Source organism: Arthrospira sp. PCC 8006 (genome assembly GCF_046480465.1).
Taxonomy (GTDB): Bacteria; Cyanobacteriota; Cyanobacteriia; order Cyanobacteriales; family Microcoleaceae; genus Limnospira; species Limnospira platensis.
In genome coordinates this window covers 1-23646 of sequence record NZ_PKGG01000069.1, presented here as the reverse complement: position 1 = coordinate 23646, position 23646 = coordinate 1, and the positions used below count along the sequence as shown (strand labels likewise).

The 23646-nt window shown below is 43.9% G+C and carries 27 protein-coding genes; 14 read left to right on the top strand and 13 right to left on the bottom strand.

What is annotated here, in order from left to right:
- A partial coding sequence (locus tag B9T16_RS12485) for a transketolase family protein (RefSeq protein WP_410244898.1) occupies positions 1-1237 on the bottom strand: 1237 nt, incomplete at its 3' end.
- Positions 1238-1866: 629 nt separating this feature from the next.
- Here B9T16_RS12485 and B9T16_RS12480 point away from each other — a divergent pair.
- Positions 1867-2505, top strand: a complete 639-nt coding sequence (locus B9T16_RS12480; protein ID WP_006619820.1) for a transaldolase family protein — start codon at positions 1867-1869, stop codon at positions 2503-2505.
- A 38-nt stretch (positions 2506-2543) separates the two neighbouring features.
- Here the strand turns inward: B9T16_RS12480 and B9T16_RS12475 are convergent, their stop codons facing one another.
- The 3 genes from B9T16_RS12475 to B9T16_RS12465 all read right to left on the bottom strand — a co-directional run bounded on the left by B9T16_RS12475 (position 2544) and on the right by B9T16_RS12465 (position 5428).
- Positions 2544-4136, bottom strand: a complete 1593-nt coding sequence (locus B9T16_RS12475) for a polysaccharide deacetylase family protein (RefSeq protein WP_006619821.1) — start codon at positions 4134-4136, stop codon at positions 2544-2546.
- A gap of 146 nt (positions 4137-4282) precedes the next feature.
- Complete coding sequence (locus B9T16_RS12470) at positions 4283-4666, bottom strand: thioredoxin family protein (RefSeq protein ID WP_410244897.1); 384 nt, start codon at positions 4664-4666, stop codon at positions 4283-4285.
- Between the two features lie 48 nt (positions 4667-4714).
- Positions 4715-5428 carry an NnrU family protein gene (locus B9T16_RS12465; protein ID WP_006619823.1) on the bottom strand — a complete coding sequence of 238 codons (714 nt, stop codon included), beginning with the start codon at positions 5426-5428 and terminating at the stop codon, positions 4715-4717.
- Positions 5429-5549: 121 nt separating this feature from the next.
- Between B9T16_RS12465 and B9T16_RS12460 the strand changes: the two genes are divergently transcribed.
- From B9T16_RS12460 to speD, 3 genes are read left to right on the top strand one after another with little or no spacing between them, the layout of a single operon-like run.
- Positions 5550-6545, top strand: a complete 996-nt coding sequence (locus tag B9T16_RS12460) for a LysR family transcriptional regulator (RefSeq protein WP_062945709.1) — start codon at positions 5550-5552, stop codon at positions 6543-6545.
- A 60-nt stretch (positions 6546-6605) separates the two neighbouring features.
- A complete protein-coding gene (locus B9T16_RS12455; RefSeq protein WP_410244896.1) occupies positions 6606-7541 on the top strand; it encodes a LysR family transcriptional regulator in 936 nt (311 codons plus the stop codon).
- A 60-nt stretch (positions 7542-7601) separates the two neighbouring features.
- The gene (gene speD / locus B9T16_RS12450) at positions 7602-8036 is read left to right on the top strand and encodes an adenosylmethionine decarboxylase (RefSeq protein WP_006617366.1); all 435 of its coding nucleotides are present in this window, start codon (positions 7602-7604) and stop codon (positions 8034-8036) included.
- A 93-nt stretch (positions 8037-8129) separates the two neighbouring features.
- On the opposite strand, the gene B9T16_RS12445 is transcribed toward speD, so the two are convergent.
- Positions 8130-8714, bottom strand: a complete 585-nt coding sequence (locus B9T16_RS12445) for a hypothetical protein (RefSeq protein ID WP_035736840.1) — start codon at positions 8712-8714, stop codon at positions 8130-8132.
- Between the two features lie 149 nt (positions 8715-8863).
- On the opposite strand from B9T16_RS12445, the gene queF reads away from it, so the two are divergent.
- The 4 genes from queF to B9T16_RS12425 all read left to right on the top strand — a co-directional run bounded on the left by queF (position 8864) and on the right by B9T16_RS12425 (position 10600).
- Positions 8864-9298, top strand: a complete 435-nt coding sequence (gene queF, locus B9T16_RS12440; protein ID WP_006617368.1) for a preQ(1) synthase — start codon at positions 8864-8866, stop codon at positions 9296-9298.
- Between the two features lie 68 nt (positions 9299-9366).
- Positions 9367-9564: a 50S ribosomal protein L35 gene (gene rpmI / locus B9T16_RS12435; protein WP_006617369.1), complete on the top strand. Its 198-nt coding sequence runs from the start codon at positions 9367-9369 to the stop codon at positions 9562-9564.
- A gap of 40 nt (positions 9565-9604) precedes the next feature.
- Positions 9605-9961 (top strand): 50S ribosomal protein L20, encoded by a 357-nt coding sequence (gene rplT / locus B9T16_RS12430; protein ID WP_006617370.1) that lies wholly within the window; start codon positions 9605-9607, stop codon positions 9959-9961.
- 90 nt (positions 9962-10051) lie between these two features.
- Positions 10052-10600: a tetratricopeptide repeat protein gene (locus B9T16_RS12425; protein ID WP_014277170.1), complete on the top strand. Its 549-nt coding sequence runs from the start codon at positions 10052-10054 to the stop codon at positions 10598-10600.
- A 56-nt stretch (positions 10601-10656) separates the two neighbouring features.
- Here B9T16_RS12425 and B9T16_RS12420 read toward each other — a convergent pair whose 3' ends face one another.
- Positions 10657-11514 carry a transporter substrate-binding domain-containing protein gene (locus tag B9T16_RS12420; protein WP_410244223.1) on the bottom strand — a complete coding sequence of 286 codons (858 nt, stop codon included), beginning with the start codon at positions 11512-11514 and terminating at the stop codon, positions 10657-10659.
- A gap of 115 nt (positions 11515-11629) precedes the next feature.
- Between B9T16_RS12420 and B9T16_RS12415 the strand changes: the two genes are divergently transcribed.
- Positions 11630-12436, top strand: coding sequence for a hypothetical protein (locus tag B9T16_RS12415; RefSeq protein ID WP_410244222.1), 807 nt, complete (start codon positions 11630-11632; stop codon positions 12434-12436).
- Here the strand turns inward: B9T16_RS12415 and B9T16_RS12410 are convergent, their stop codons facing one another.
- The gene (locus B9T16_RS12410; protein WP_014277167.1) at positions 12437-12925 is read right to left on the bottom strand and encodes a DUF4168 domain-containing protein; all 489 of its coding nucleotides are present in this window, start codon (positions 12923-12925) and stop codon (positions 12437-12439) included. It abuts the gene before it with no gap.
- A 76-nt stretch (positions 12926-13001) separates the two neighbouring features.
- Positions 13002-13496: a DUF4168 domain-containing protein gene (locus B9T16_RS12405; protein ID WP_006617375.1), complete on the bottom strand. Its 495-nt coding sequence runs from the start codon at positions 13494-13496 to the stop codon at positions 13002-13004.
- A gap of 171 nt (positions 13497-13667) precedes the next feature.
- On the opposite strand from B9T16_RS12405, the gene ggt reads away from it, so the two are divergent.
- The gene (gene ggt / locus B9T16_RS12400) at positions 13668-15224 is read left to right on the top strand and encodes a gamma-glutamyltransferase (RefSeq protein ID WP_006617376.1); all 1557 of its coding nucleotides are present in this window, start codon (positions 13668-13670) and stop codon (positions 15222-15224) included.
- A gap of 174 nt (positions 15225-15398) precedes the next feature.
- Positions 15399-16478: a photosystem II q(b) protein gene (psbA, locus tag B9T16_RS12395; RefSeq protein WP_006617377.1), complete on the top strand. Its 1080-nt coding sequence runs from the start codon at positions 15399-15401 to the stop codon at positions 16476-16478.
- 85 nt (positions 16479-16563) lie between these two features.
- On the opposite strand, the gene B9T16_RS12390 is transcribed toward psbA, so the two are convergent.
- Complete coding sequence (locus tag B9T16_RS12390; protein WP_006617378.1) at positions 16564-16911, bottom strand: hypothetical protein; 348 nt, start codon at positions 16909-16911, stop codon at positions 16564-16566.
- Between the two features lie 372 nt (positions 16912-17283).
- On the opposite strand from B9T16_RS12390, the gene tmk reads away from it, so the two are divergent.
- The gene (tmk, locus tag B9T16_RS12385; protein WP_006616764.1) at positions 17284-17979 is read left to right on the top strand and encodes a dTMP kinase; all 696 of its coding nucleotides are present in this window, start codon (positions 17284-17286) and stop codon (positions 17977-17979) included.
- Positions 17966-18973, top strand: coding sequence for a DNA polymerase III subunit delta' (locus B9T16_RS12380; RefSeq protein ID WP_035736820.1), 1008 nt, complete (start codon positions 17966-17968; stop codon positions 18971-18973). The genes tmk and B9T16_RS12380 overlap by 14 nt, the downstream gene beginning before the upstream one ends.
- A gap of 39 nt (positions 18974-19012) precedes the next feature.
- Here B9T16_RS12380 and B9T16_RS12375 read toward each other — a convergent pair whose 3' ends face one another.
- Genes B9T16_RS12375 through B9T16_RS12360 form a run of 4 tightly spaced genes read right to left on the bottom strand, consistent with a single transcriptional unit; the run spans position 19013 to position 22865 of the window.
- On the bottom strand, positions 19013-19909 hold the full coding sequence (locus B9T16_RS12375) for a hypothetical protein (RefSeq protein WP_006616766.1): 897 nt from the start codon (positions 19907-19909) through the stop codon (positions 19013-19015).
- Between the two features lie 59 nt (positions 19910-19968).
- The gene (locus B9T16_RS12370; protein WP_006616767.1) at positions 19969-20895 is read right to left on the bottom strand and encodes a hypothetical protein; all 927 of its coding nucleotides are present in this window, start codon (positions 20893-20895) and stop codon (positions 19969-19971) included.
- A gap of 53 nt (positions 20896-20948) precedes the next feature.
- Positions 20949-21947, bottom strand: a complete 999-nt coding sequence (locus tag B9T16_RS12365; protein WP_006616768.1) for a hypothetical protein — start codon at positions 21945-21947, stop codon at positions 20949-20951.
- An 18-nt stretch (positions 21948-21965) separates the two neighbouring features.
- Positions 21966-22865: a hypothetical protein gene (locus B9T16_RS12360; protein ID WP_006616769.1), complete on the bottom strand. Its 900-nt coding sequence runs from the start codon at positions 22863-22865 to the stop codon at positions 21966-21968.
- Positions 22866-23169: 304 nt separating this feature from the next.
- Between B9T16_RS12360 and B9T16_RS12355 the strand changes: the two genes are divergently transcribed.
- A partial coding sequence (locus tag B9T16_RS12355; RefSeq protein WP_410244895.1) for an FHA domain-containing protein occupies positions 23170-23646 on the top strand: 477 nt, incomplete at its 3' end.

The following is a 23646-nucleotide window of genomic DNA, read 5'->3' as shown; positions in this document are numbered from 1 at the left end:
CAAACCGGAGGTTACGATTTTGGTATTGACCCTTTTGGAAATCTCCCAAACCTTTGAGTAAAGTCTTATTAGAGGGAGCCAAATCAGCAGAACCGCCAACCAATTCGGGAAGGACTCCAGCGATCGCATTTAGAGTAGCACCGGACTGGTTACGGGTCGCATCAGCCTTAGTTTCCGGCGTATAGGTAGGCAGAGATTTTTCCCATCCTTGGGGAAGTTTCCCACTCAGCAAGCGTTCCAGAGTCGCCGCCTCTTCAGGATACTTAGATTTGTAGGTTTCAAAAGCTGCTTTCCACTCATCCTCATAATTCGCACCCCGCTCGACTGCTTTGCGGAAATGCTTAATTGCATCATCAGGAATCACAAATTCAGGATAACTCCAACCCAGATGATCACGGGTAGCCTGTACTTCTGCTTTACCCAAAGCGGCACCATGAACGTCATGGCTGTTAGCTTTGTTAGGAGAACCAAAACCGATGGTGGTGGTAACTTTAATCAAGGAAGGCTTATCAGTGACCGCCTTTGCTTTCTCAATGGCGGTAGCGATCGCTTCCAAATCTGTATTACCATCAGCAACGTGCTGAACGTGCCAGCCATAGGCTTCAAAGCGCTTGCACACATCTTCGGTAAACGATATATCCGTAGATCCATCAATAGAAATATGGTTATCGTCATAGAAGGCGATCAGCTTACCGAGGCCCCAGTGTCCGGCCAAAGAACAAGCCTCTCCAGAAATACCTTCCATGTTGCAGCCATCCCCTAGGATGGCATAGGTATAGTGGTCTACCACAGTACAATCAGGCTTGTTAAAACGCGCCGCCAGATGAGCCTCAGCCAAAGCCAGACCCACAGCGTTAGCAATACCTTGTCCTAGGGGGCCGGTAGTCACTTCCACCCCTTCGGTGACGTGATTTTCTGGGTGTCCTGGAGTTTTCGACCCCCACTGACGAAACTGTTTAATATCATCGATGCTGACGCTATCATAGCCGGCCAGATGCAGAAGGGCATAATGTAGCATACAGCCATGACCTGCCGATAGCACAAAGCGATCGCGGTTGAACCATTTAGGGTTTTTGGGGTTATAACGCATAAAGCGATCCCAGAGTACAAAGGCCATCGGAGCCGCACCCATAGGAAGTCCGGGGTGGCCTGAGTTCGCTTTCTCTACTGCATCAATAGCTAAAAAACGAATTGAGTTAATGCAGAGTTGTTCAAGTGATTGGGTTGCAACAGCCATAGTTGTGTTTTTCTATATACTCGCTCTAAAGTGTGAGTGCCGGAGTAGAGAAACCAGATGATAATGGTTCTATTTTCAGAATTGCTCTGGAATCGCCCTCAGACTGCATCTGAGATCATCTCATTTTGAGGGACTATCAGGCAAGGGACTTGAAACTAAATTGATCGATCGCCAAATATCTAGGGAATGTTCTCCGCCAACACAGACTTTTTCTGCCACTGTCGGGCAGTAATCGATCCAGCCTATTCGGCTATCTCTACCGCCTGTGCAATTTCCATCATACCAAGATCTGGTCTCTACTTACCCCAACTCTGCCAGTGAACACCAGAAAAGTTTGGTAGATGAGTAGCCCGGTCTCTGAGCCAGCAGTGTGGAAAAGCGACGGGCGCGGCTTTAGGCGCTATCACGGTGCTATGATGGCAATTTTGATTATTCTGCCAGTCAGACCGGCCAAATGAAAGGGGCTTAACATCTAGGCTAAGGGTATAGGTGGGTAGCTTGATGCAGGCGCAAAAATGTAGCTAGGGAAAAATATGGCGATCGCCACTTGCCATTGTGGTAATTTTCATAGATATTGTGGGACAGTCTTAGTCAAAATTGGTAATCGGTTAAATTATTAAACAGAAATCATGGCTTTATATCTGGATTCTGCTATTGTGTCGGAAGCTGAAGCAGCTAGTCAATTGGGTTGGGTGAAAGGAGTTACCACTAATCCCACTTTACTGGCTAAAAGTGACCTATCCCCACAAGCAACTTTAAAAGCACTTAAACAACTATTCCGGGGGGAGATTTACTATCAGTTAACTGCCTTAGATTTTGATAGTATGCTTGAGGAGGCTTGGGCAGCTTATAATATTTTGGGAGAACAAACAGTTTTAAAAGTTCCAGCCACTAGCTTAGGCTTTCAAGTAGTGGCTCATATATCCCCTAAAATTGCCTGTTCTGTGACGGGGATTTATAGTGCATCTCAAGCGGCTGTGGCTAAAGAAGCGGGGGCAAAATATGCGATCGCCTATGTAAACCGCGCCACCCGATTTTTAGGAGATGGAATCACCCTAGTTAAAGATATGGCCGAAATTCTCGCCGGAAGTGAAACCAAAATTCTCGCCGCCAGCATCAAGTCCCCAGAGGAAGCCGTCGCCACCCTCAAAGCTGGTGCTTATCACCTCACTCTCCCCTGGGATATTCTGCAATCTTTAACCACCCATGAACTCTCAAATCAAACTGTACAAGAGTTTCACCAAAATGGTCGGGGTTTACTCAGTTAATGGGCTAGGGTAAAGCCCCCACCCCAGAGGGGGTTATATTATCTTCGGTTAGGGTGAGATACTGCTACTGTGCCGCAAAAATCATCGGCAGCAAATTGAGGATTATTAACCCCCAAACCCGATAAATCATCAGATATTAAATCCGTGTTAACTGACTCCTTAGCAGACAATTTGGGAAAGTCACCTTTTTGATAGGTAGCAATTTGTTCTGGGGTGAGTAAATCCATAAAATCCGCCAATTCTCGATAGGTGATACATTTAACTTCTGGCTGACCACAAACGGCTTCAGCAAAGCGGAACATAGCATTCCAATAAGCGCCATTATTCCAGGCGGAAAAATGATGACCAATATGGATAGGGGCGCGATTTCCTGTATAGTTAGCCTGAAAATAGTTTAGATAGGTTTGGAAAGTATCTTCTTCGTAGAATTGAGCATTAGCAGGGTTCGGCTTGGCTTGAGAATGAGCATAATAGAAATTATAGTCCATTGACAAGACATTTTTACGGGTTTTAGCGGTAGTTAAACTAGCGAGGGGGAAATTCCAGATGCCGTTTGGTTTTTGCGGCCAGTAGTTAGATTGAGCCACTTTACTGGTATCATAACGAAATCCTTTTTTTTGTAGGGTTTGATATAAACCAGGACCCTGACCCAATTCGGGGGCGCGAAATCCTTGGATGGCGGTTTTATCAAAGGCGAGACGACCTTCTAGGTTATTAATTTGGTAGGCTTCAAAAATAAACTTATCAAAATAGTTAAATTCTCGCGTCCAGTCCGCCTCAGTCCAGCGACTACCATCAAAATGACCTACTGCATGGGATGCAATCTCATGACCTTCTTGATAGGCTAAATTTAGCTGTTCTAGGCGTTGTTTAACTTCTTCTGGGGTTCCTCCCCAACCGATCGCAGAATGGCCGACCCGGTGACGGCCAGGTGGGTGATAAAGTAGGCGATCGCCAGTATTGACAAAATACACAGCACTGATAAAATAAGTAAAACGGAGGGGAATATTTTTAGCTGCCATTTGTTTAGCAAAATGGCGAGATTTTTGCCATGCTTCCAGAGAACGGGAACCGTCAAAAGCCAGCAGGACAAATTGAGGAGGGCGACTAGGGAGATTAATCAAACCTGCTTGAGCAATTAAACTTAATAGAAACTGTGAATCCCAACGATTAGATAAGCAGGAATTACCGCCACCTTGTTGTTGACAAGCAGTAATTAAATCTTGAGGAAAGGGTCCCAAAGAGTCGTTTCCTTCCATACAATAACCAGTAATGGCATTAAGATGAGAACCATCTGGACAGGTATTATTTCCGTATGCTTGGCGAAATAATGTTTCCGACCATTGGTTATTGAAACAAGCGGAACCGCCGCCCCATTGGAGACATTTATTAATCATGTTTTGGGTGAGAGGTCCTGAAGCCATCTCACCATTAGAACAGAAATAGCCGCCGGGGTGATTAACGGTTTTTAGTTCCCATGTAACTGGTGTTTCTGGGTGAGTGGGGGGTGCAATTGATGGGGCTACAGGGGATAAATTCGATGATAAATTATTGACATTGTGGCAGGAAGTCAGGAAAAATAAGAGGCTAAAACCGGATAAAGTTTTGGGGAACCGCATATTTTTTAACATAACAATGATTGAATCAGGAAGGCAAATTATCCTTTAATCTCATCCTCAAAAAAAGGTAATTTTAAGAAAAAACCGGATTTCCGATAGCCATGTATAAGAAACCCGGTTAAATTTGTCGCGACATATTGTAGATTTTGACAACCCCATTAGGCTTCGAAATGGAGATATTCAGGGGTTTTCAAAGGACGGGTGTAGCAGTCATGTTGGTAGTTAAGCATGAAACCGTTGAGGGTCTTGAGTAGGTCTTCACGTCCTAGTAAGTGTTCAATGCGGTAGAGTGGTTCTCCTTGATGAAAGAGAATTAAGGTGGGTAGATTCTGAAGTCGATAGGTACTGGCCAGCTTTAAATTCTGGTCAGCATTAATACCCAATACCTGAACCTGACCTGTCCACTGGGTCTGGAACTGTTCCAGTTGAGGGACAATAAGTTTACACAGGCCGCACCAGGGAGCCCAGAACTTAACGAGAATAGGTGTAGAAGCACTCAAGACCTCTTTAGAAAATTGCTGCTCACTGACCGATAAAAGCATGATGGCTCTAAATTTTATTAACGAACATTTTATATCCCTGGGATCATGCTACCAGCCTACGTTACTTGTGACACGAATTAATAGAGGATGAGCTTGCCAAAGTAGGATAATGAAAATGCCAACACCGAGATAAGCGGGACGGAGAAATTCCTGTATAACTAGGGTTTGCCGTCCCTGAATAATTGCCAAAAAGGGAATTACGGAGGTTTGGGATTTGAGGGTTTCAAAGGATTGGCCAAAACGGGCTTGTAAACGCCGATCGCCATGCCAAACTCCAAAGAGGTGATGTAAAACTAAACCAATGGAGGTCACGAGGGTAAAGGTGGTACCAATCCATAGGGTATGGGCAATACACCAGATGACTTGTCCAACCATTTGGGGATGTCGGGTAATACGGATAATGCCAGTTTGATGAAGATGGACTTGTGGTTTAGCGATCGCAGCAATTTCGAGTAGATTGAAAGTAGAGGGGTATAAAAACACAAAGGAGATAGCCGAGAGAACCCAAACGATAGGTTTAAGGGCGGGTACACCCTGGAGTTGCCAGAGTTGTAGGCCATCATAGCGGTGATTAAAGAAGTAGATAATCAAGACGACCGCCAGGGATAAACTGACCAGAGCGAAAAAAATGCGATATAACCGGGGACCGATAACCTGTTCGACAACAGGTCGGAGGGCAGCTAGACCACTATGGGCGATCGCAAAGCATAGCAGTAACCCCACCATCACGAAATGGCTAAGACTGAGCCATTGATCAGACATTTTGACTTCTCCAACGGATAATAAAGTTAACTCCAATACAGATCATCTCGCAGTATGCTCAAAGAAGACGATCCTCACATAGCTATTCTCGGATCTTTTGTCTGCCGATGAGGTTAACACCATGTCCGATCTTCCATTCACTTTAGATCAGTTACGCATTCTGCAAGCGATCGCTTCCGAGGGAAGTTTTAAGCGAGCGGCCGATCGCTTATATGTATCCCAACCAGCAGTGAGTTTGCAGGTGCAGAACCTAGAACGCCAATTAAATGTACCCTTATTTGATCGAGGAGGTCGTCGCGCCCAACTGACAGAAGCGGGTCATCTATTACTGAGTTATGGGGAAAAAGTCCTTTCCCTGTGTCAGGAAACCTGTCGTGCGATCGAAGACTTACAAAACCTGCAAGGAGGGACGCTAATTGTCGGTGCTTCCCAAACTACGGGAACCTATTTGCTACCTCGGATGATTGGGATGTTTCGCTCAAAATATCCCGATGTGTCGGTACAACTTCATGTTCACTCTACCCGTCGCACGGCTTGGAGTGTGGTTAACGGACAAATTGATTTGGCGATCGTGGGGGGGGAGATCTCCCCGGAATTGGCGCAATCATTAGAGGTGGTTCCCTTCGCAGAAGATGAACTAGCTCTGATCATGTCGGTTTCCCATCCCCTCGCCGGACAGGAGATTATCGAACATGATGATTTATACGACTTGCAGTTTATCAGTCTTGATGCTCAATCGACTATCCGCAAAGTGATTGACCAGGTATTGAGTCGGTCTGGGATTGATACCAGTCGCCTCAAAATCGAAATGGAACTAAGTTCTATTGAAGCGATCAAAAATGCGGTGCAGTCAGGTCTAGGGGTGGCTTTCGTTTCCACATCCGCCATTGAGAAAGAGTTACAAATGGGAGTATTGCAAATTCCTAAAATTGATCGAGTCACTATCAAACGGATGTTATCAGTGATTTATAACCCATTACGCTATAGATCTAAAGCCGCATCTGTATTCATAAAGGAGATTTTACCGAATTTCTCTAGTACACAACTCCCACCGGAAAATTTAGATATTTCTGCTGGGTTGGCTAACGAACCTACCTCAGAACAGATGCCCTTGTAGTCTGGACTAGGGGTTAGACTTCCACCACATTAGCACATCAAATAGCAATTTTACTTAGTGATGTCAGACGTTCCGTTCACCCTGGATCAATTACGAATTCTGAAGGCGATCGCCTCTGAAGGGAGTTTTAAAAGAGCCGCCGATAGTCTCTATGTCTCCCAACCTGCGATCAGCCTACAAGTACAGAATTTAGAGCGACAATTAGATGTTCCGCTGTTCGATCGCGCTGGTCGCCGGGCTAAACTTACCGAGGCTGGACATTTACTGATTAGTTATGGGGAAAAGATCCTTTCCCTATGTCAAGAAACCTGTCGTGCGATCGAAGACTTACAAAACCTACAAGGGGGAACCCTAATTGTTGGTGCTTCCCAGACTACCGGAACCTATCTCCTACCGGGGATGATTGGGATGTTTCGGCGAAAATACCCAGATGTAGCTGTGCAACTCCATGTCCACTCTACCCGTCGCACGGCTTGGAGTGTTGCTAACGGACAAATTGACTTAGCCATCATTGGCGGTGAGATCCCGCCAGAATTGCAGGACTGTCTCAGCGTTCAACCTTATATTGAGGATGAACTAGCCCTAGTTTTGCCTGTGTTTCACCCCTTGGCTGAAAAAGACTTTATTCAAAAGGAAGACCTGTATAACCTCAAGTTTATCGCCCTAGATGCTCAATCGACTATTCGCAAGGTGATTGATCAAGTCCTCAGTCGCTATGATATTGATCCGCGTCGCTTACGGATTGAAATGGAACTTAACTCGATTGAGGCTATTAAAAATACTGTGCAAGCGGGACTGGGAGCCGCTTTTGTGTCTACTTCGGCTATTGAAAAAGAGCTACAAATGGGGATGCTGCATCGGGCCACCATTGATTCAGTAACGGTTAAACGGATGTTATCAGTAATTGTTAATCCTAATCGGTATCAATCTAAAGCCGCCGAAGCCTTCAGTCGCGAGATTTTACCTCTATTTTGTAATGGTGCGATCGCAATTTAACTGATGTGATAGACTGAAAAAGTTTGAGACCATTTAAGGGTGGAGGTAAAACCGCGCAGAATGAAACAATTGGGAACCCATCTGGTCATTGACGCTTGGCACTGTCCTGCAGATCTTTTGAATGACCCCGAACGTATCCGCACTGCTATACTCGATGCAGTTACCGCAGGAGAGGCGACGTTGATTGACTTTTGTGTGCATCAATTTAGCCCCCACGGGGTGACGGCAACAGCCACCTTGGCTGAATCGCATATTGCTATTCACACCTGGCCTGAGTATGGCTATTTTGCGGCTGATCTGTTTTTCTGTGGCCGTGGTAATCCTCGCAAAGCTGCTGAACATTTGGAAACTGCATTGCAAGCCGGTCAGGTCAATAGACGTGAGTTTGAGCGCGGTTTTGAACCTTCAGTCAGTGTCGATACTTCTTCAGTTAGTGAAACCTCACCGGCGACTAATTTGACGGCTTTGGCAGAAAACAGTTTTGCAGGTCGTTAGGCGATCGCCCCCTAGAAAATTCCACGATCTTTAGTCATCTGCGATCGTGGAATTTTGGTCTGATTTGGGTCTGATTGTCGGGTTCATCAACGATTAGCGCCCTTGTTGCTGCAACAGGGGACGAACTACCCAATAGCCCATACCAAAGGCGGCTACTACAATTAGGGCGATGGAAACAATTAGCCAGATCCCACTTAATTCACCTCTATCAGGTCCTGATGACGGTCGCAGTCGGCCTTCTGGTTCCTCAGTAAATTGGGGCGGTGGAGTGTCCGGCGCGTCGCTATTTGGGGGAAAGACTACATCTGGTTGTGGAATCTCGGTTCTGGGCTGTTCATAAAAGTTCGGTGGCGGCGAGACGGGATTAACATTAAAGCTAGGATTGACAGGGGGAACTGCTGATAATGGCTGGCTTTTCCCTTGCACCGATTCAACGGCTAAATAGAATTGATTAGCAGCCTGGACTACATTATTAAGTTCTTGGCGCAAATTTTGATTTTCTTCGAGAAGTTGTTGGTTTTGGGTTCTCAGGGAATTGATTAGGTTTTGAGAACCTTGTAATTCGGCTGTTACCTCTCGATATAGGGATATGGGGACTGAGGGTGAATAACTACTACTATTTCCGCCTTCGGGTGGGGTGGGGTTAGAGGCTGTAGAATTTGGTATAGGATTTGACATGGCTGTTATGGATAAACTTTGGGGTATGATCAACGGGATTAGTTGAACGACGATCGCCTTGATGATATTGCTATTAGACCAATCACGGGGCATTTAGTCAAGGAAATCTACGGGCGATCGCAATTGGTTGTTTATTGTTGATATAAATTATGAGTAACTCCCAGGTAAAACCTTCTGAGACTGAATCGGTTACTAATACAGAACCCAGATATGGAGAGAGAGAGATTAGCGAGGGGCAGTTAATTACCTTCCCCAATCCCCGACCCGGACGCAGCTATCAAATTCACATAGTCTTACCAGAGTTTACTTGTAAGTGTCCGTTTTCGGGATATCCAGATTTTGCCACCATTGATTTAACCTATGTGCCGGATCAGTCCGTGGTAGAGTTAAAGTCCATCAAGCTCTATATTAACAGTTATCGCGATCGCTACATATCCCATGAGGAATCAGTTAACCAGATCCTTGATGACTTTGTTGCCGCCTGTGACCCCCTGTCAGTTCACATCAAAGGCGACTTTAACCCCAGAGGTAATGTTCACACCGTGGTTGAGGTGCATCACCATAAACACCAGCAAACTAATTAATCGATTTATCTACTCATCAATCCCAGCAAATGCTATAATCATAGCTTGTGTCGAATTCCAGCCATTTCATGCCCAAACTCAAAACTCGTAAATCAGCAGCTAGGCGCTTTAAGGTAACGGGAAGCGGGAAACTCGCACGCCGCAAGGCTTTTAAGAGTCACCTGCTACAACACAAAAGTGCAACTCGCAAGCGCCGTTTGTCAAAAACGGCTATTGTCGATGAACGCGATGCTGAAAACGTGCGTCTGATGATGCCGTATTTGTAACGCTATAGTTCGATCAACTCAATTTTAAGGAAAAACAACAATGACACGAGTTAAACGTGGTAATGTTGCCCGTAAACGTCGCAAAAAAATTCTCAAACTTGCGAAAGGATTTCGCGGCTCTCAATCTAAAAATTTCCGAATTGCTAATCAGCGGGTTATGCAGGCGCTGCGTAACGCTTACCGGGATAGAAAAAAACGCAAGCGCGACTTCCGCCGTCTGTGGATTACCCGGATTAATGCTGCTGCTAGAGTCCACGGCATCAGTTATAGCCAACTCATGGGGAATTTGAAAAAAGCCGACATTGAAATCAATCGCAAGATGCTGGCGGAAATGGCAGTGCTTGACCCAGATACGTTTGAAAAAGTGGTCGCTAAAGCTGCTCAAGCTCAATCCTAGGGGATTTTCAATTGGTACACTTTGAACGAAGGATGGAGACAATTCTATCCTTCTTCAAGGTCAGATGAAATTGGTAATTTAAAATTAAAAATGGATAGTAATCTCGCAGTTGTTTATCTGGTATTACTGCTGGTTTTTTTGTCTGGTTCTGGCTTTTTTATTGTGCGTCAGATTTTCCGAACTCGCGAAGTTGAGAGTAAGATGTCACAATTGCAACAGCAGCTCTCTCAGGGTCAAGGAACAGCTCAGGAATATTATAAATTAGGCTGTATTTATAATGATAAAAACTTGTATTCTCAGGCGATCGCTGTTTTACAAAAAGCTCTCAAAGCAGTAGAGGAACAGGAGCCACCTGAGAACATAGCCATGATTTATAATGCCTTGGGTTATGCTCACTTTGCTAAGGAAGAATATGATATCGCCATTCGTAATTATAAGGAAGCATTAAAGCTGACTCCTGAATATGCGACAGCTTGCAATAATCTAGGTTATGCTTACGAACGCAAAAAGCTGACTTCTCAGGCTTTAGAAGCCTACGAAAAGTCTCTGAGTTTAGAACCCAATAATCAAATTGCTCAACGTCGCGCTGAGTCTTTACGGAAACGATTAGGTATTCCCACCTCAGAAACTGCTCAATAACATTTCCCGACCCTCCCCTGAGTGAGGAGGGGGGTTAATGAAAGCTAATTTCTATGCTAACGGGTACACTTTTGTAAAGCCGCTTGTGTGGTGGCGACATAGGCGGAGTCGCGACCATAGAGACTTTGGAGAATTTCCAGGGTTTCCTCAACTAAAATCAATGAGTTGATGGTATTTAACCAAGCGATGTCTCCTTCCGGTACGATCATGCCGTAGAACTCACAGGTGAGGGGTTCTTGGGGAATTATGGCATAGTCTTGAGGGTTAATATCTGGTTGACGCAACACTTCCCCAACTAGCAATAAACCATCACTAGCAAAGGCGTTGATTTCCCGATTAAGAACATCACGCACGGCATCGGCGCGGCCTGATGTGCCATGATATTGTACGATTTGAGCTAGGGAATAACGACTGCTGATAAATCCCTGGGTAAGGGTGTTAGGAAGTACACCAATAATGATGTTTTCCATGGCACCATCTGGGTTGATTAAGGTTTGATTATCTGCGGCAACTAATAGGTGATTTCCTGTGGCGATAAAGCGATCGGAATAGACCATGCCTGGTGGGGGGGTGCGGGTGACAGTGTTGGGGCCACATTCTAGGTGGACGGTTCCATCAGCGACGATAGATTCCCGATTGTCCAGGGTGGACTGTACCAGTTGAACTTGGACGGGTTGATTAAGTTGTAGTTGTTGGGTGAGGCGACTCGCTAGAAGTTCCATGAGTTGGATACAGTACCCTTCCCATTCTCCGGTGTCTGGAGACAGATAACCCAAAGGGGCGGCATCTTGTCTAACTCCGGCTTTGAGAATGCCTGTTCTTCTGATGTCTTCGAGGACGGTTCCGGCGATCGCATTTAGGGGAAATAGGCTACACAGAGTTAGGGTCAGGAAAACCCGAATGATATTTTTCATAAAATCAATGTAGTGGACATTTGTTAACAGAAGTTCACTCAGAAATATAGCTTACCCTGTATTTAACCAGGAATTATTAAAGGGGAGAGTGGGCATTTTGAACTGTCATCAGGGGATGTTAGAGTCGATCATAGTTCGGGCACAAACTGAATTAATTTCACCCTATATATTTTATCAGCTCTGCCAGGAGTTTTGTCTAAAAACAGGTACCAATAAGTTATACTTTGGGGAACCGATCGCCTCTTATTTAGACCCGGATAGAGGATTGGGGGTATCCGAAATTAGGGCGTTTCTGGATGGCTTGGCAATTTATGTCCGGCTGATTACCACCCCTAATTTTACTGTTAATTTTTACCTAAATTGTCTTGATAAATACTCGGAAAATCCGATAAATATAACTGCGAAAATTATCGGTTGTGGGATGGTGGGTAGAGTCGCAAAAATCACCATCAATGGCGAGGAACCCATAGCATTTAAAGCATTTTTTGACCCAGATTTTATATGGGTTCATGGTCCCTGGGGTGAAATTCCGGTGGGGATTCGTTTAAAATATTGTGGGGTAACAAAAGATATGGCTGAGTTTTTATTTGCGAGTCAAAATTGGGTGGTGAGTGAGTGGATTGATGATGAGAAATCCAGGTTATGTAATCGCCAAGGTTTAAGATATCGAGAATTTGCCTATAAAGAAGGGTTGACTAAACTCAACCCTTTAAACCGAAATAACTATAACCTTGAGGGTATCCGACTCGATCCGGGTGGCATTCAAAAAGAGTATCGCGGCCGGCGTTTGGTAGATTTTTATCAAGGGACTTGGTTTTATTTACGCAAAATCCGCCGAGATAAATGGAAGGGAATTTATGCGATCGCCAATCAGTTGTTGACGGGGATAATACAACACAGTCGCAGAATCCCCAATTGCTAACTACCGTGCATCAGGAGATTGCATAATTCGGAGAATTTCTGCTTGAATGCGCTCTCTAAATCGGCTATCAGATTGTTGATGGCGGGTGATTTCATTAAAGCGACTAACAGTTAATCCTTTGCTTTCAATAATGCGTTTGGCTTGGTCACAGTAGCTAACCGCAATTTGGGGAGCATTTCCAGGTAGCATATTAATGCTAGTCGGCTCATCACAGACAATGCGCGGCACTTGTCCGACAATTCTTTTAATTTCCTCAACCGCCTGATGCCGTCTCGATTCCAGTGCGATCGCTGCTTGAGCGTAGTTGGTAATCTCCTGATTGCTAAAGGTAGGATTTCCCGCTCTAGCGGTCGTGCTAAAACTGGCGGTTAGGGATGGAGCAGTTAAACTAGGAACCCATCCCGTCAGCAGTCCGACACCAGATAAAATAGTGATGGCAGTGGACTGAATGAATAACCGATGTAAATGCCCTTGATGTGGTAGTTTCATAGTAGTTTGTTACTCCGTTAAAGTAATAAATAAATAACACAAATTCCCCTAAAATATCTAGGGGAGTCATATAGGATTAGTTGCCGTTACTACGCTGTTGACGAAGTAACTCAGCCTGAATTTGCCGTTGCAGTTGTGGGTTATCTTGTTGTAATCGAGTAATCTCGTTAAATCGATTAATGGTAAGATTGTGCTGTTCAATAAAATCCTTGGCCAGATTGCAATAATTAACAGCGATCGCCCTTAGATCTCGATTCAAGCTATTAATCCCACGGCGATCGCTACAGATGACCTCTGGAACCGTACCCCCTGCAATTCCCCTAATCTCATCATAGGCCTGTTTGCGTCTAGGTTCAATTAGTAGAACGGCACGGGCATAATTGCGAATTTCATCATCAGTAATATTAGGGCCTTGCTGTGCGTTAGCGAAAGTTCCTGACCGACCTGTAGGGGACAACAAGTCGGGGACTACTCCGCTAAGGACTCCAAACACAGCGAAAACACCGACCAAAAGTGTTTGTAACCCTTTCCGGCTCATGGGATTATAGACAGAAGCGAGCCAAGAATTCATATATCCGCGTCTCCAAGCAGCAACAAGCATTAATCACCCCTCACTCAAATGGGGGAAGTTGTATTTAGACATAGCCAACCCCTGCCCCATTATTTAAGAATAAGAACAGGATCAGGCTATAACACAGCATAATTATTTTGAATTATTTTGTAGCTCAGAAGTTCCTCAAATATGCAGAAACTAAATGGTGTCGTCGCAGCCGGCCATCAAGAAACCGCACTGGCTGGGTTAGCAATGTTCCCCCTGGGGGGTAATGCTTTTGATGCAGCCGTCGCGTCCATGCTGGCTGCTTGTGTGGCTGAACCCGGGTTAACTTCCCTAGGTGGGGGAGGTTTCCTGTTGGCTCACACCCACACCAATCAGAATATTTTATTTGATTTCTTTACACAAACACCAAGCATTAAACAATCAAAAAGTCAAGTATATTTTTACCCGGTTGATGTTAATTTTGGTGGCAGTGTTCAGGAATTTCATATTGGTTTGGGTTCTATGGCCGTTCCGGGTGTGGCGGCTGGGGTGTTTAAGGTTCACCAGACCCTAGGAAAACTGCCTTTAAAGGTAGTGGCTGAACCCGCGATTAATTTGGCTAGAAATGGTTTAGAAATTAATACTTTCCAAGCCTATACTTTTAACCAGATTCTCTCCTCAATTTTATTGAGTTCCCCCGAAGGTCGGGAAATTTATGCTCCCCAAGGCTCGATTCTCCAAGCTGGTGAACGAATAGTTATGAAAAATCTAGCGAATACTCTGGAATATCTGGTTAAACAGGGATTTGAGGAGTTTTATCAGGGGGAAATTGCTCGGCAATTGGTGGCTGATTGTCATCAGGGGGGTGGCTATTTAAGTGAGGAGGATTTGAGACGGTATCGGGTGATTGAACGCCAACCGTTAAGAATTGGTTATCGGGGAAAACAGATTTTGACTAATCCGCCTCCCAGTTCCGGGGGAACGCTCATTGGCTTGGGGTTGGAACTGCTTTCGGGAATTGAAGTTGCTAATCTGGAGTTTGGGAGTTGTCGGCATCTCCATATTTTAGCGGATGTAATGAGATTAACTAATACTGTGAGAAAACAGGGGTTTGACGATCGCCTTCATGAACAGAATATGGCTGCTGAGTTCCTGTCCCCAGAACATCTACAACCCTATCTGCAAGAATTACAGGAGACCGTGAATAAGTGGGGGAGTACCACTCATATTAGTGTTGTGGATAGTGAGGGGAATGCGGCTAGTGTTACTACTTCTAACGGGGAGGGGTCGGGTTATATGATTCCGGGGACGGGGATTATGATTAATAATATGTTAGGTGAGGAAGATTTGAACCCCCACGGCTTCCACCAGTGGCGGGAAAATGTGCGACTATCCTCGATGATGGCTCCTACTTTGATTTTAGATGGCGATCGTTTAGAGATGGTGATCGGGTCTGGCGGGTCTAATCGTATTCGCACCGCCATTTTACAAGTAATCTCCAATTATCTCGATTTTGGGATGTCCTTAGCCGCCGCCGTTAATCGTCCCCGTGTCCATTGGGAGAATTATCGTTTTGATATCGAACCCGGTTTTAATCAAACCGAGATTAATCATCTGCAACTTGCGGACCATAGCGAAATTGTCCAATGGGGGGAACGGAATATGTTTTTTGGTGGGGTTAATGGAGTCGCCACTAATGCTGATGGGACTATTTTAGGAACTGGGGATATCCGACGCAGTGGCGTGAGTTTAGGGATTTAGGGAAATTAATAAGCAAAACTTATAGCTATCATCAGTTTTATCTGATTAAACATATAACTAAATAGTCATAAAGCTATTGACATATATGAGTTAAGTGTGAGATATTACAGACACGGTAGAAAAACAACTACCGGATATGTACCTCGAAAACTCAATAACGCAATCATATTTGATATGACCACTACCTTACAGCAACGGGAAAATCTCAATATTTGGGAACAGTTTTGCGGTTGGGTAACATCTACCAATAACCGCCTTTATGTAGGTTGGTTTGGTATTGTGATGATCCCTACCTTGCTAACTGCCACCATCTGTTTTGTGTTAGCTTTTGTAGCTGCACCTCCTGTGGATATTGACGGCATCCGCGAACCCGTTTCCGGTTCTCTGTTGTACGGCAATAACATCATCACGGCGGCTGTTGTACCCAGTTCTAATGCGATTGGGTTGCACTTTTATCCCATCTGGGAAGCGGCAAATATTGATGAATGGCTTTATAACGGCGGCCCCTACCAGTTGATTGTTTTCCACTTCCTAATCGGCATTTTTTGCTATATGGGTCGTGAGTGGGAACTGTCTTATCGGTTAGGAATGCGTCCTTGGATTGCTGTTGCTTATAGCGCTCCTGTAGCTGCTGCGACGGCGGTACTGTTAGTTTATTCTATCGGTCAAGGTTCTTTTTCTGATGGTTTACCGCTGGGGATTTCTGGCACATTTAACTTTATGTTAGTGCTGCAAGCAGAGCATAATGTTTTAATGCACCCCTTCCATATGCTGGGAGTAGCTGGTGTCTTTGGTGGCGCTCTTTTCTCAGCTATGCACGGTTCTCTGGTGACATCTTCTTTAGTACGTGAAACCACTGAAATTGAAAGCCAAAACCGGGGTTATCGCTTTGGACAAGAAGAAGAAACTTATAACATTGTAGCTGCTCACGGTTACTTTGGTCGTTTGATTTTCCAGTATGCTTCTTTTAACAACAGTCGCGCTTTACACTTTTTCTTAGGTGCATGGCCTGTTGTTGGCATCTGGTTTGCATCTTTAGCAGTAGCTTGTTTTGCTTTCAACCTGAATGGGTTTAATTTTAACCACTCGGTTTTAGATTCCCAGGGTAAAGTCCTAAATACTTGGGCTGATGTGATTAATCGCGCTAATTTAGGCATTGAAGCTATGCACGAACGTAACGTTCACAACTTCCCGTTAGATTTGGCTTCTACTGAGTCTAAACCTGTCAATTTAGTTGCTCCTAACATCGGCTAATTTGTAGCTAATTTGTATGTAAAAAAAAGCGTCTCCCGAATTGGGGGGCGCTTTTTTTTGTGAAAATTAACTGAAATGAAAATGACTAGAGTGTCATGCTTTCTAGTAATACCCACTGGCGATGGTTGATCATCATTTCGCTGACCAATTCAAACATTTGGCGACAGTGATTATCGGGTTGTAGGGGTAATTCTTCATTTTTTAAAACCACAGTCATTTTTATTTCTGTGTCTGTGGAGGTGGCTGTATCAAATACTACCTCTAAGGTGACTAATTGAGATATGGAAACTTGACCGATCACCTCCCTAGCAATAAGTGAACTGGGGGTTTGATAAATCAGATCAAGGTTGCAAGATTCCATAATATCTATTAATATTTCTCTGGCATCTTCAATATTGATAGCAATCACAAAAAAAGCCGTATAACGAGCCATCGAAAAACTCCCGATAATTTCCAAGTTTAATTAATACCAATAAGCAGGTTACAGCCTGTTCAGAAATCATCTGATCACCTCTCAAAGTCCCTCTCCCTCTCTGGGATCCAGATTTAGGGTGAGGGCAATCGACTGGTGAACAAGCTGTAGTGCTATATTGACTAACTGTTTTTATGGTTCCCTGATAGAGATACTGGCATTTCTGGTACACAACCCTAGAGATGAGTCATTAAGCCGGGATTATTATAGCGCTTCGGGTGTGGCTTAGTAAAAACTCCCCACCAGATTTGCTAAAATTTTCGGATTTTGATTAACGAAACTGCCATAATATGCGATGACTGAATCAGATCTAGGGAGGTTGTAAATACAGAAATGGCAGGAAAACTAATTGTATTTGAAGGTATAGAAGGATGCGGCAAAACTACGCAAATACAGCAAATTCAGCCGTGGTTAGCCGATCGCCTGTCCTTAAACCATTCCCCCGGGGGGAAACTCCACCAACCGGGGGTTCAGGTGACGCGGGAACCCGGAGGAACCCAATTAGGTCAGCATTTGCGGGATTTACTGCTTCACCATGAGATCAACGAACCTCTGAGCGATCGCAGTGAGTTATTATTATATGCCGCAGACCGCGCACAACATATCGAAACTCTGATTAAACCTCTGTTAGACCAGGGGACGATGATTTTATGCGATCGCTTTACCGACTCTACCCTAGCTTATCAGGGATATGGTCGGGGACTCGATTTACAGCAAATTCACCAAATTAACCAGATCGCGACTGGGGGTCTTGTCCCGGATTTGACTCTGTGGTTAAATGTTCCTGTAGAAGCAGGACTCACCCGGATTAAGGCTAGAAAAAAAGCCGATCGCATTGAACAGGCTGATCTAGAATTTCACTATCGCGTTGCTGAGGGATTTGCGACTCTAGCCAAAATGTATCCCCAGCGCATTGTCCCTATTGATGGAAATGGCGATCGCGATCGTGTGACTCAACAAATCCAAAATATACTCAATCAAAAACTCCTAGAATGGGGGTTAATCTCAAATAATGATGGATGCCTTTAGCGATTTAATTGGACAGGCTCAAGCTGTCGAACTTCTCAGCCGAGTAATTGCCCAAAATCGGATCGCTCCGGCTTATTTATTCGTCGGAATACCCGGAGTAGGTCGTAGTTTAGCAGCTCGATTTTTTATCGAATTATTATTACAGCCGACTCGCAAAAATCTCGTAAATTCATCCGAGGAGGACGCACATAAACAATCTATTAAACATCGAGTTGAGATGAGAAATCATCCTGATTTACTTTGGGTAGAACCCACCTATTTGCACCAAGGAAAATTGCTCTCAGCAGCCGAAGCCGCCGCCGCTGGTCTCAAACGTCGCGCACCGCCACAAATTCGCCTGGAACAGGTGCGAGAAATTAGTCAGTTTGTCAGCCGTCCGGCTTTGGAGTCTCTGCGGTCTGTCGTGGTTTTAGAGGCGGCGGAAACTATGGCTGAGGGAGCGGCTAATGGTTTATTAAAAACCCTAGAAGAACCGGGTAAATCCGTGTTAATTTTAATTGCTCCCAGCGTAGATTCTTTGCTATCAACCTTGGTCTCTCGCTGTGCAAAAATCCCCTTTTTTCGGCTATCAAATACTGATATAATTCAGATATTAAATCAAACCGGCTATGGTGAAATTTGCCGTCATCCTGACATCATAGCAATGGCCCAAGGGAGTCCCGGACAAGCGATCGCCTGTTGGGAACAATTACAAACTATTTCACCCGAACTATTAGCCAAAGTCAAAAAACCTCCCCAAAGTTTACGAGAATCTCTCGAATTAGCAGCAGAAATTAGCCGTTCTCTTGATACTCAGGCTCAGTTATGGTTAGTGGATTATCTGCAACATTCCTATTGGGAACAATACCATAATCATGGGGTTAATGGTAACAATAGCTTACCGCCAATTCCCGGATTACTTCACCAGTTAGAACAAGCTAAAAAACATCTGCTGGCTTACGTTCAACCTCGGTTAGTCTGGGAGTGTACCCTAATGGCGATCGCCAATATTTAACCATCATTTCACCCAGTCATCAGCAGCAGTTATCAATAATTACAAAATCCCTCCTAAAATACTTTTGAGGTCATCAAAAATACCGAGCGCCGCATTTAAACCGGTGCTAGTAGTATCTGCTGCATCAACCATAGTATCTTTAGTCGTCACCACCGTATCACTGGTTTGGTCGATGATATTACTAATTTGTTCCATCATATCCTTTAAACGGTTAGCAGCATCCAACAACTCCTCAATTCTACCCTGTTGAGATTCCGTAATTTCCTCAATTGTATCTTCAGCCGTTTTTTCCGCCACTTCCTGTAAGTTTTGTACCTTGTCTGTTACCCCCTCAACAATTTCATTAACCTGTTGCGTAAATTCGCTCAACACATCTTTCAGTTCAGGAATAGTTGTCCCGATAAAAGTTTCAAAATCGCCACTCCGTTCCTCAATTTCTGACTGGTGAGTTTCGATATCGCTTTTCACCTCTTCAGCTATAAACTCTTGAGTTTCCGATAAGTTTTGTTCCTGTTCTGTACTCAGTTCCCCCGCCTTTTCCTTGAGGGAAATAAACGATTCTCCCACCTGGTTAATCACCTCAACCAACTCTGGCGTAACAGCTTCAACTCGGTTATAAAAATCCGATAAAGCCGTTTGAGTCTCTTCTAATTCTTGATTGATTTCTTCCTGTCCGGCTTCAATTTTTGACTGTAATTCCCCAAGTTGATTAGTAACCGCTTCCCGTTCCGCCGCCAACTCTTCCCTCCCCGTCGCTATTTTTTCCAACAGTTCCTCAGCGCGTTCTTGTAGGCTTGACCAGTCAGTTTCCACTTCTTCCGTTATGGCTTCTAACTGTTGGCGAGAATTATCAATATGGTCTTCTTCCAAGTCAATTTTTTCTAAAAATTGAGTCATTTTTAAAACCACTTCATTCGCTGCTTGTTCTAAAGTCATTTCTAACTCCTGATTTCCATAATCTCAAATTTGGGTAATTTCCATCTATCTAGGGTTACTTAACCAAAAGAAACCCCAACTTTACTCGCTAAACTTCGCACCGAGTCTACTAAAAGTTCCATAGGTTGAATAAAGTCCTCTAACTGTTCAATCAGGGGACTAATTACCTGTCTATGACTAGCCGCATCATCTTTAGCACCCCTGAGTTTATCCATCATGTTGTCAAGGGTTCCTCTCACCTCAGACACCGCAGAATCAGTCAAATCTTTTAACTCCGTTTCGATTTTCTCCTGTAACTCATCCAGTAATTCATCAATTTTTGACTCAATAATATCACTGGTAATTTCACCGATTTTAGTTTCAAATTGTCCCTGAATTTCCGTAAAACTATTACCCATTTCTTCCAGGCGATCGCTCACCTCATCCTCAGCCTCATTCACCTGATCATTTAACTCTTCTACCTGTTCCTGAGCGCTATTTTTTGCCGCCTCAATTTTATCTCGCAAAACTTGAACAGCATCACTCAGGTTTTCTTGAGCATCCAGAAGTCGCTGTTGACCCTCCTGCAACTTTTCCTGTAATTCAGTCAGGCTATTTTGTGCTTCTTCTCCCGCATTATTAATCTCATCATTACCCGACTCTAACTCCTCTTTCAGAGCAATTAATTTTTCCTGAGCCGTCTGCATTTCCGAGCTTAATTGTTGTTGAGCCTCACCGATTATTTCTTGCCAAGTTTCCGCAATATTATTAGTTTCCTCCACCTCACTTTCTACTTCCGTTTGTTGTTCCCCAACCTCCTGCTGAAATTCATTTAAAGCATCAGCTATTTGCTCCATCAAAGCCTCAATCAAACCCTGTTTTTCTTCAACATTAGACTCTAGGACACGCACCGCATCTTTAATTTCTGTAGCTCCCCCAATTAAACTATTTAATTTATCCGGTGCTACCGAAGACATTTGAGCCAAAGAATTATAAACTTCTTCCATTGTCACTTCCCCTTAATATCTGAATAAGTACAAGCAGCATTCAACCGTCAAACTCAAGATAAAATGCCTCCCAAACTCAAAACTTGTTTGATAGTTCCGGTGGCTACCTTAGCCGCTACAATTTGCGGCAAAATCGGAGTCAGTGATGAAGTAACCGTCGCTCCCACTTTCATCATCACCATATTTTCTCCTACCTCTTGAATCATATCTGAGACCACATCATCAATAGCATCTTTAAAGGAATCCTCTAAATTGTCCTTGAGGGAGTCCTCAGCATAATCTTTGACATTCTCAAAAATTGCGCTTCCCCTTTCTTGAAGATTATCGGCTACTTCAGCCGCTTGGCTACCTAGGGTGTTATATACATCAGTCAAAACCCCCTTAAAATTACTAAAATTATCCGTGATTTCCGATAACTTATCCTGAGCCAAAACTTGGCTAAAGTCTCCCAATAATGATTCTAACGAGTCCCTATGAGTATCGGATATTTCAGTAACTAAACCCTCAAAATCTCCTTCTGTTTCTTCCTGAGTCGTTGTCACTCTTTCCTCAAGATCTGATATCGCATCACCCAAAGTTTCAAACACCCCTATAGTGGTTTCCATGGCTTGATTTATCGCTTCTGTTAGTTGCTCGAAGCTGTCTTTGAGTTCCTCAAATGTGGATTTGGTTTCATCCATACCCCCATCCATTTCAGCTAGATCATTATCTAACTCCGATTCAAATGTGCTGTAATTTTCTTCGATATTAGCTGAGGTTTCATCTAGGCTACCTTCAGCATCAGAAATACTTTGTAGGAGTTCTTCTAAGGCGGAAATTAACTCCTCTTGAGCCGAGGTAACATTAGACTCTTCAGTTTCTAAGGTTTCCACCAAATTAGAAAATGAGGTTTCCACAACTTCTGGGGTTTCTTCCAGGTCGTCACTCTCCCCTTCAAATTGTTCACAGAGTTGATCAAGTTGATCATAGGCTTGATCTAAGACATTTAACAAGTTGGTTAAATTCTCAGCCGATTCTTCTAATGATTGACCAAAATCTTCAGCGATCGCCATCGTCTTAACTCCCTCAAATTAACCTAATAAATCTCTAACTCTTGACAACACATCTAAAACTGGTCGCACCGCGTCCACCACATCATTAATGTTATCGATAATATCCCCCAATTGTCCCTCTAACATTTCCTCGGATTTCTCCCCCGCTTCTCCCAAAGCACTGAGAGCCTCACTCAGAGATTCTGCACTTCCTAAAAGCTGACTTTTCGCCTCATCAACAAATTTATTAGTTATCGTATTGATAGCATCTTCGGAAGCCGTATCTAAGGCATTTTCCATCTCGGATGTCTGGTTACTGCTTTCCGATCGCAATGTCTCAAAATCCGAGGCAATTTGTTCGATTTTTGTCTGAATTTCACCTTGTAAAGCCTCGAATTGCTCAAAAAGGCTGTTTTTCTGACTATTAAAACCCTCCTGCAATTGTTCGATTTTATTGCGAAATCCCTCCACATTAGACTTAGCAGTTTCACTTTGGGTCTGGGTTTCCGCCTCTGATGTTTGCACCTGTTGGGAAAGTTCCAATAACCCCGAATTGGTTGACTCCGCCTCCGACTCTAAATCTGATAATATCTCGGCGGCGTGGCTTTTTAACTCATCTAACTTAGCTTTAATCTCCGTTAAAGTAGATTCGACTTTTTCATCAACTTGGGTAATTTTTTCCTGGAGACTGGTTAGGTTTTCTTTCGCCGTTTCTAGTTCACTCTCTATGGCTTCGTCGGTGCTGTTGAGAGCAGCGAGCATCGTTTCAAATTGAGCCTTCGCGGTGTCGCCAGCGACGGTTAAGTTATTATCGATCGCTGTCAGAAACTGCTCAACCTGAGTTACACTGATCATGGCTCGATCTACTTCCTCAGATAAGGCTTGGGTTCTCGCCTCATTCTGTTCGATTAAATCTTCAATGGTTGCAATATCTGCCATACTAACGTCCTGCCAATTTAATGATGGGGATGGGTTGAGAAAATTGCCGTGCTTTTATTATATGCTAACTAACAGTGAGATGCCCACAATTACGTTACAATTTTTTATATAAATCAGGGCGGGTTTGTTTCATTACCATATTTATCGAGTTTTGGGCGAAAAATTTAGGTTTTTTTTAGAATTGACGAGGCAGGCAAAATCGATCATAATATATTCAGATAACTTAACTTAATCAGGGAGTGGACACCCTATATGGTGCATAACCCCCTCCAAATTATTATAATAGTTGATTGGATGAGTCGATATGTCTGAATCTAACCTAAACAAATGTGCTGTCATTAAATTGTGTATTCCCGGTGATAAACAACCAGATCATCCTGTGTTTCAGTATGATTTATCGACGGCTAAAGAAGTTGTTTTGGGTCGTGGTAAAGATGCTCAGATTGTAGTTGATTCTCTGCAATATACAATGGTATCGCGGTATCACGCTAAAATTAAGCCAGTATTAGAAGGTTCTGTGGAACTGTGGGAAATTGAGGATCTTAATAGTGTCAATGGCACTTTTATTAATGGTGCGCGTATGGCGGTAAATCATCCCCTCGAAGCAGGCGATCGCATTAAACTTAGTGAGGATGGACCCGAATTTGTCTTTGAATATCAAACCAAGCCTCAGCCGCCAACTTCTGATAATTCTCTCCCACCCATTGCGGAACCGATAATTGAGTCGGAACCTGAACCGATAATTGAGTCGGAACCTGAACCCATAATTGAGTTGGAACCT

Excerpts from the sequence above, each read along its gene's own strand:
- queF (WP_006617368.1), top strand. The coding sequence starts at position 8,864 with ATGAGTAACTCCCAGGTAAAACCTTCTGAGACTGAATCGGTTACTAAT.
- rpmI (WP_006617369.1), top strand. The coding sequence starts at position 9,367 with ATGCCCAAACTCAAAACTCGTAAATCAGCAGCTAGGCGCTTTAAGGTA.
- B9T16_RS12380 (WP_035736820.1), top strand. The coding sequence starts at position 17,966 with ATGGATGCCTTTAGCGATTTAATTGGACAGGCTCAAGCTGTCGAACTT.
- B9T16_RS12425 (WP_014277170.1), top strand. The coding sequence starts at position 10,052 with ATGGATAGTAATCTCGCAGTTGTTTATCTGGTATTACTGCTGGTTTTT.
- B9T16_RS12465 (WP_006619823.1), bottom strand. The coding sequence starts at position 5,428 with ATGTCTGATCAATGGCTCAGTCTTAGCCATTTCGTGATGGTGGGGTTA.
- B9T16_RS12370 (WP_006616767.1), bottom strand. The coding sequence starts at position 20,895 with ATGGAAGAAGTTTATAATTCTTTGGCTCAAATGTCTTCGGTAGCACCG.
- B9T16_RS12455 (WP_410244896.1), top strand. The coding sequence starts at position 6,606 with ATGTCAGACGTTCCGTTCACCCTGGATCAATTACGAATTCTGAAGGCG.
- psbA (WP_006617377.1), top strand. The coding sequence starts at position 15,399 with ATGACCACTACCTTACAGCAACGGGAAAATCTCAATATTTGGGAACAG.
- B9T16_RS12410 (WP_014277167.1), bottom strand. The coding sequence starts at position 12,925 with ATGAAACTACCACATCAAGGGCATTTACATCGGTTATTCATTCAGTCC.
- B9T16_RS12415 (WP_410244222.1), top strand. The coding sequence starts at position 11,630 with ATGTTAGAGTCGATCATAGTTCGGGCACAAACTGAATTAATTTCACCC.
- B9T16_RS12375 (WP_006616766.1), bottom strand. The coding sequence starts at position 19,909 with ATGACTTTAGAACAAGCAGCGAATGAAGTGGTTTTAAAAATGACTCAA.
- rplT (WP_006617370.1), top strand. The coding sequence starts at position 9,605 with ATGACACGAGTTAAACGTGGTAATGTTGCCCGTAAACGTCGCAAAAAA.
- B9T16_RS12475 (WP_006619821.1), bottom strand. The coding sequence starts at position 4,136 with ATGTTAAAAAATATGCGGTTCCCCAAAACTTTATCCGGTTTTAGCCTC.
- B9T16_RS12360 (WP_006616769.1), bottom strand. The coding sequence starts at position 22,865 with ATGGCAGATATTGCAACCATTGAAGATTTAATCGAACAGAATGAGGCG.
- B9T16_RS12460 (WP_062945709.1), top strand. The coding sequence starts at position 5,550 with ATGTCCGATCTTCCATTCACTTTAGATCAGTTACGCATTCTGCAAGCG.
- ggt (WP_006617376.1), top strand. The coding sequence starts at position 13,668 with ATGCAGAAACTAAATGGTGTCGTCGCAGCCGGCCATCAAGAAACCGCA.
- B9T16_RS12420 (WP_410244223.1), bottom strand. The coding sequence starts at position 11,514 with ATGAAAAATATCATTCGGGTTTTCCTGACCCTAACTCTGTGTAGCCTA.
- B9T16_RS12365 (WP_006616768.1), bottom strand. The coding sequence starts at position 21,947 with ATGGCGATCGCTGAAGATTTTGGTCAATCATTAGAAGAATCGGCTGAG.
- B9T16_RS12405 (WP_006617375.1), bottom strand. The coding sequence starts at position 13,496 with ATGAATTCTTGGCTCGCTTCTGTCTATAATCCCATGAGCCGGAAAGGG.
- B9T16_RS12470 (WP_410244897.1), bottom strand. The coding sequence starts at position 4,666 with ATGCTTTTATCGGTCAGTGAGCAGCAATTTTCTAAAGAGGTCTTGAGT.
- tmk (WP_006616764.1), top strand. The coding sequence starts at position 17,284 with ATGGCAGGAAAACTAATTGTATTTGAAGGTATAGAAGGATGCGGCAAA.
- speD (WP_006617366.1), top strand. The coding sequence starts at position 7,602 with ATGAAACAATTGGGAACCCATCTGGTCATTGACGCTTGGCACTGTCCT.
- B9T16_RS12445 (WP_035736840.1), bottom strand. The coding sequence starts at position 8,714 with ATGTCAAATCCTATACCAAATTCTACAGCCTCTAACCCCACCCCACCC.
- B9T16_RS12390 (WP_006617378.1), bottom strand. The coding sequence starts at position 16,911 with ATGGCTCGTTATACGGCTTTTTTTGTGATTGCTATCAATATTGAAGAT.
- B9T16_RS12480 (WP_006619820.1), top strand. The coding sequence starts at position 1,867 with ATGGCTTTATATCTGGATTCTGCTATTGTGTCGGAAGCTGAAGCAGCT.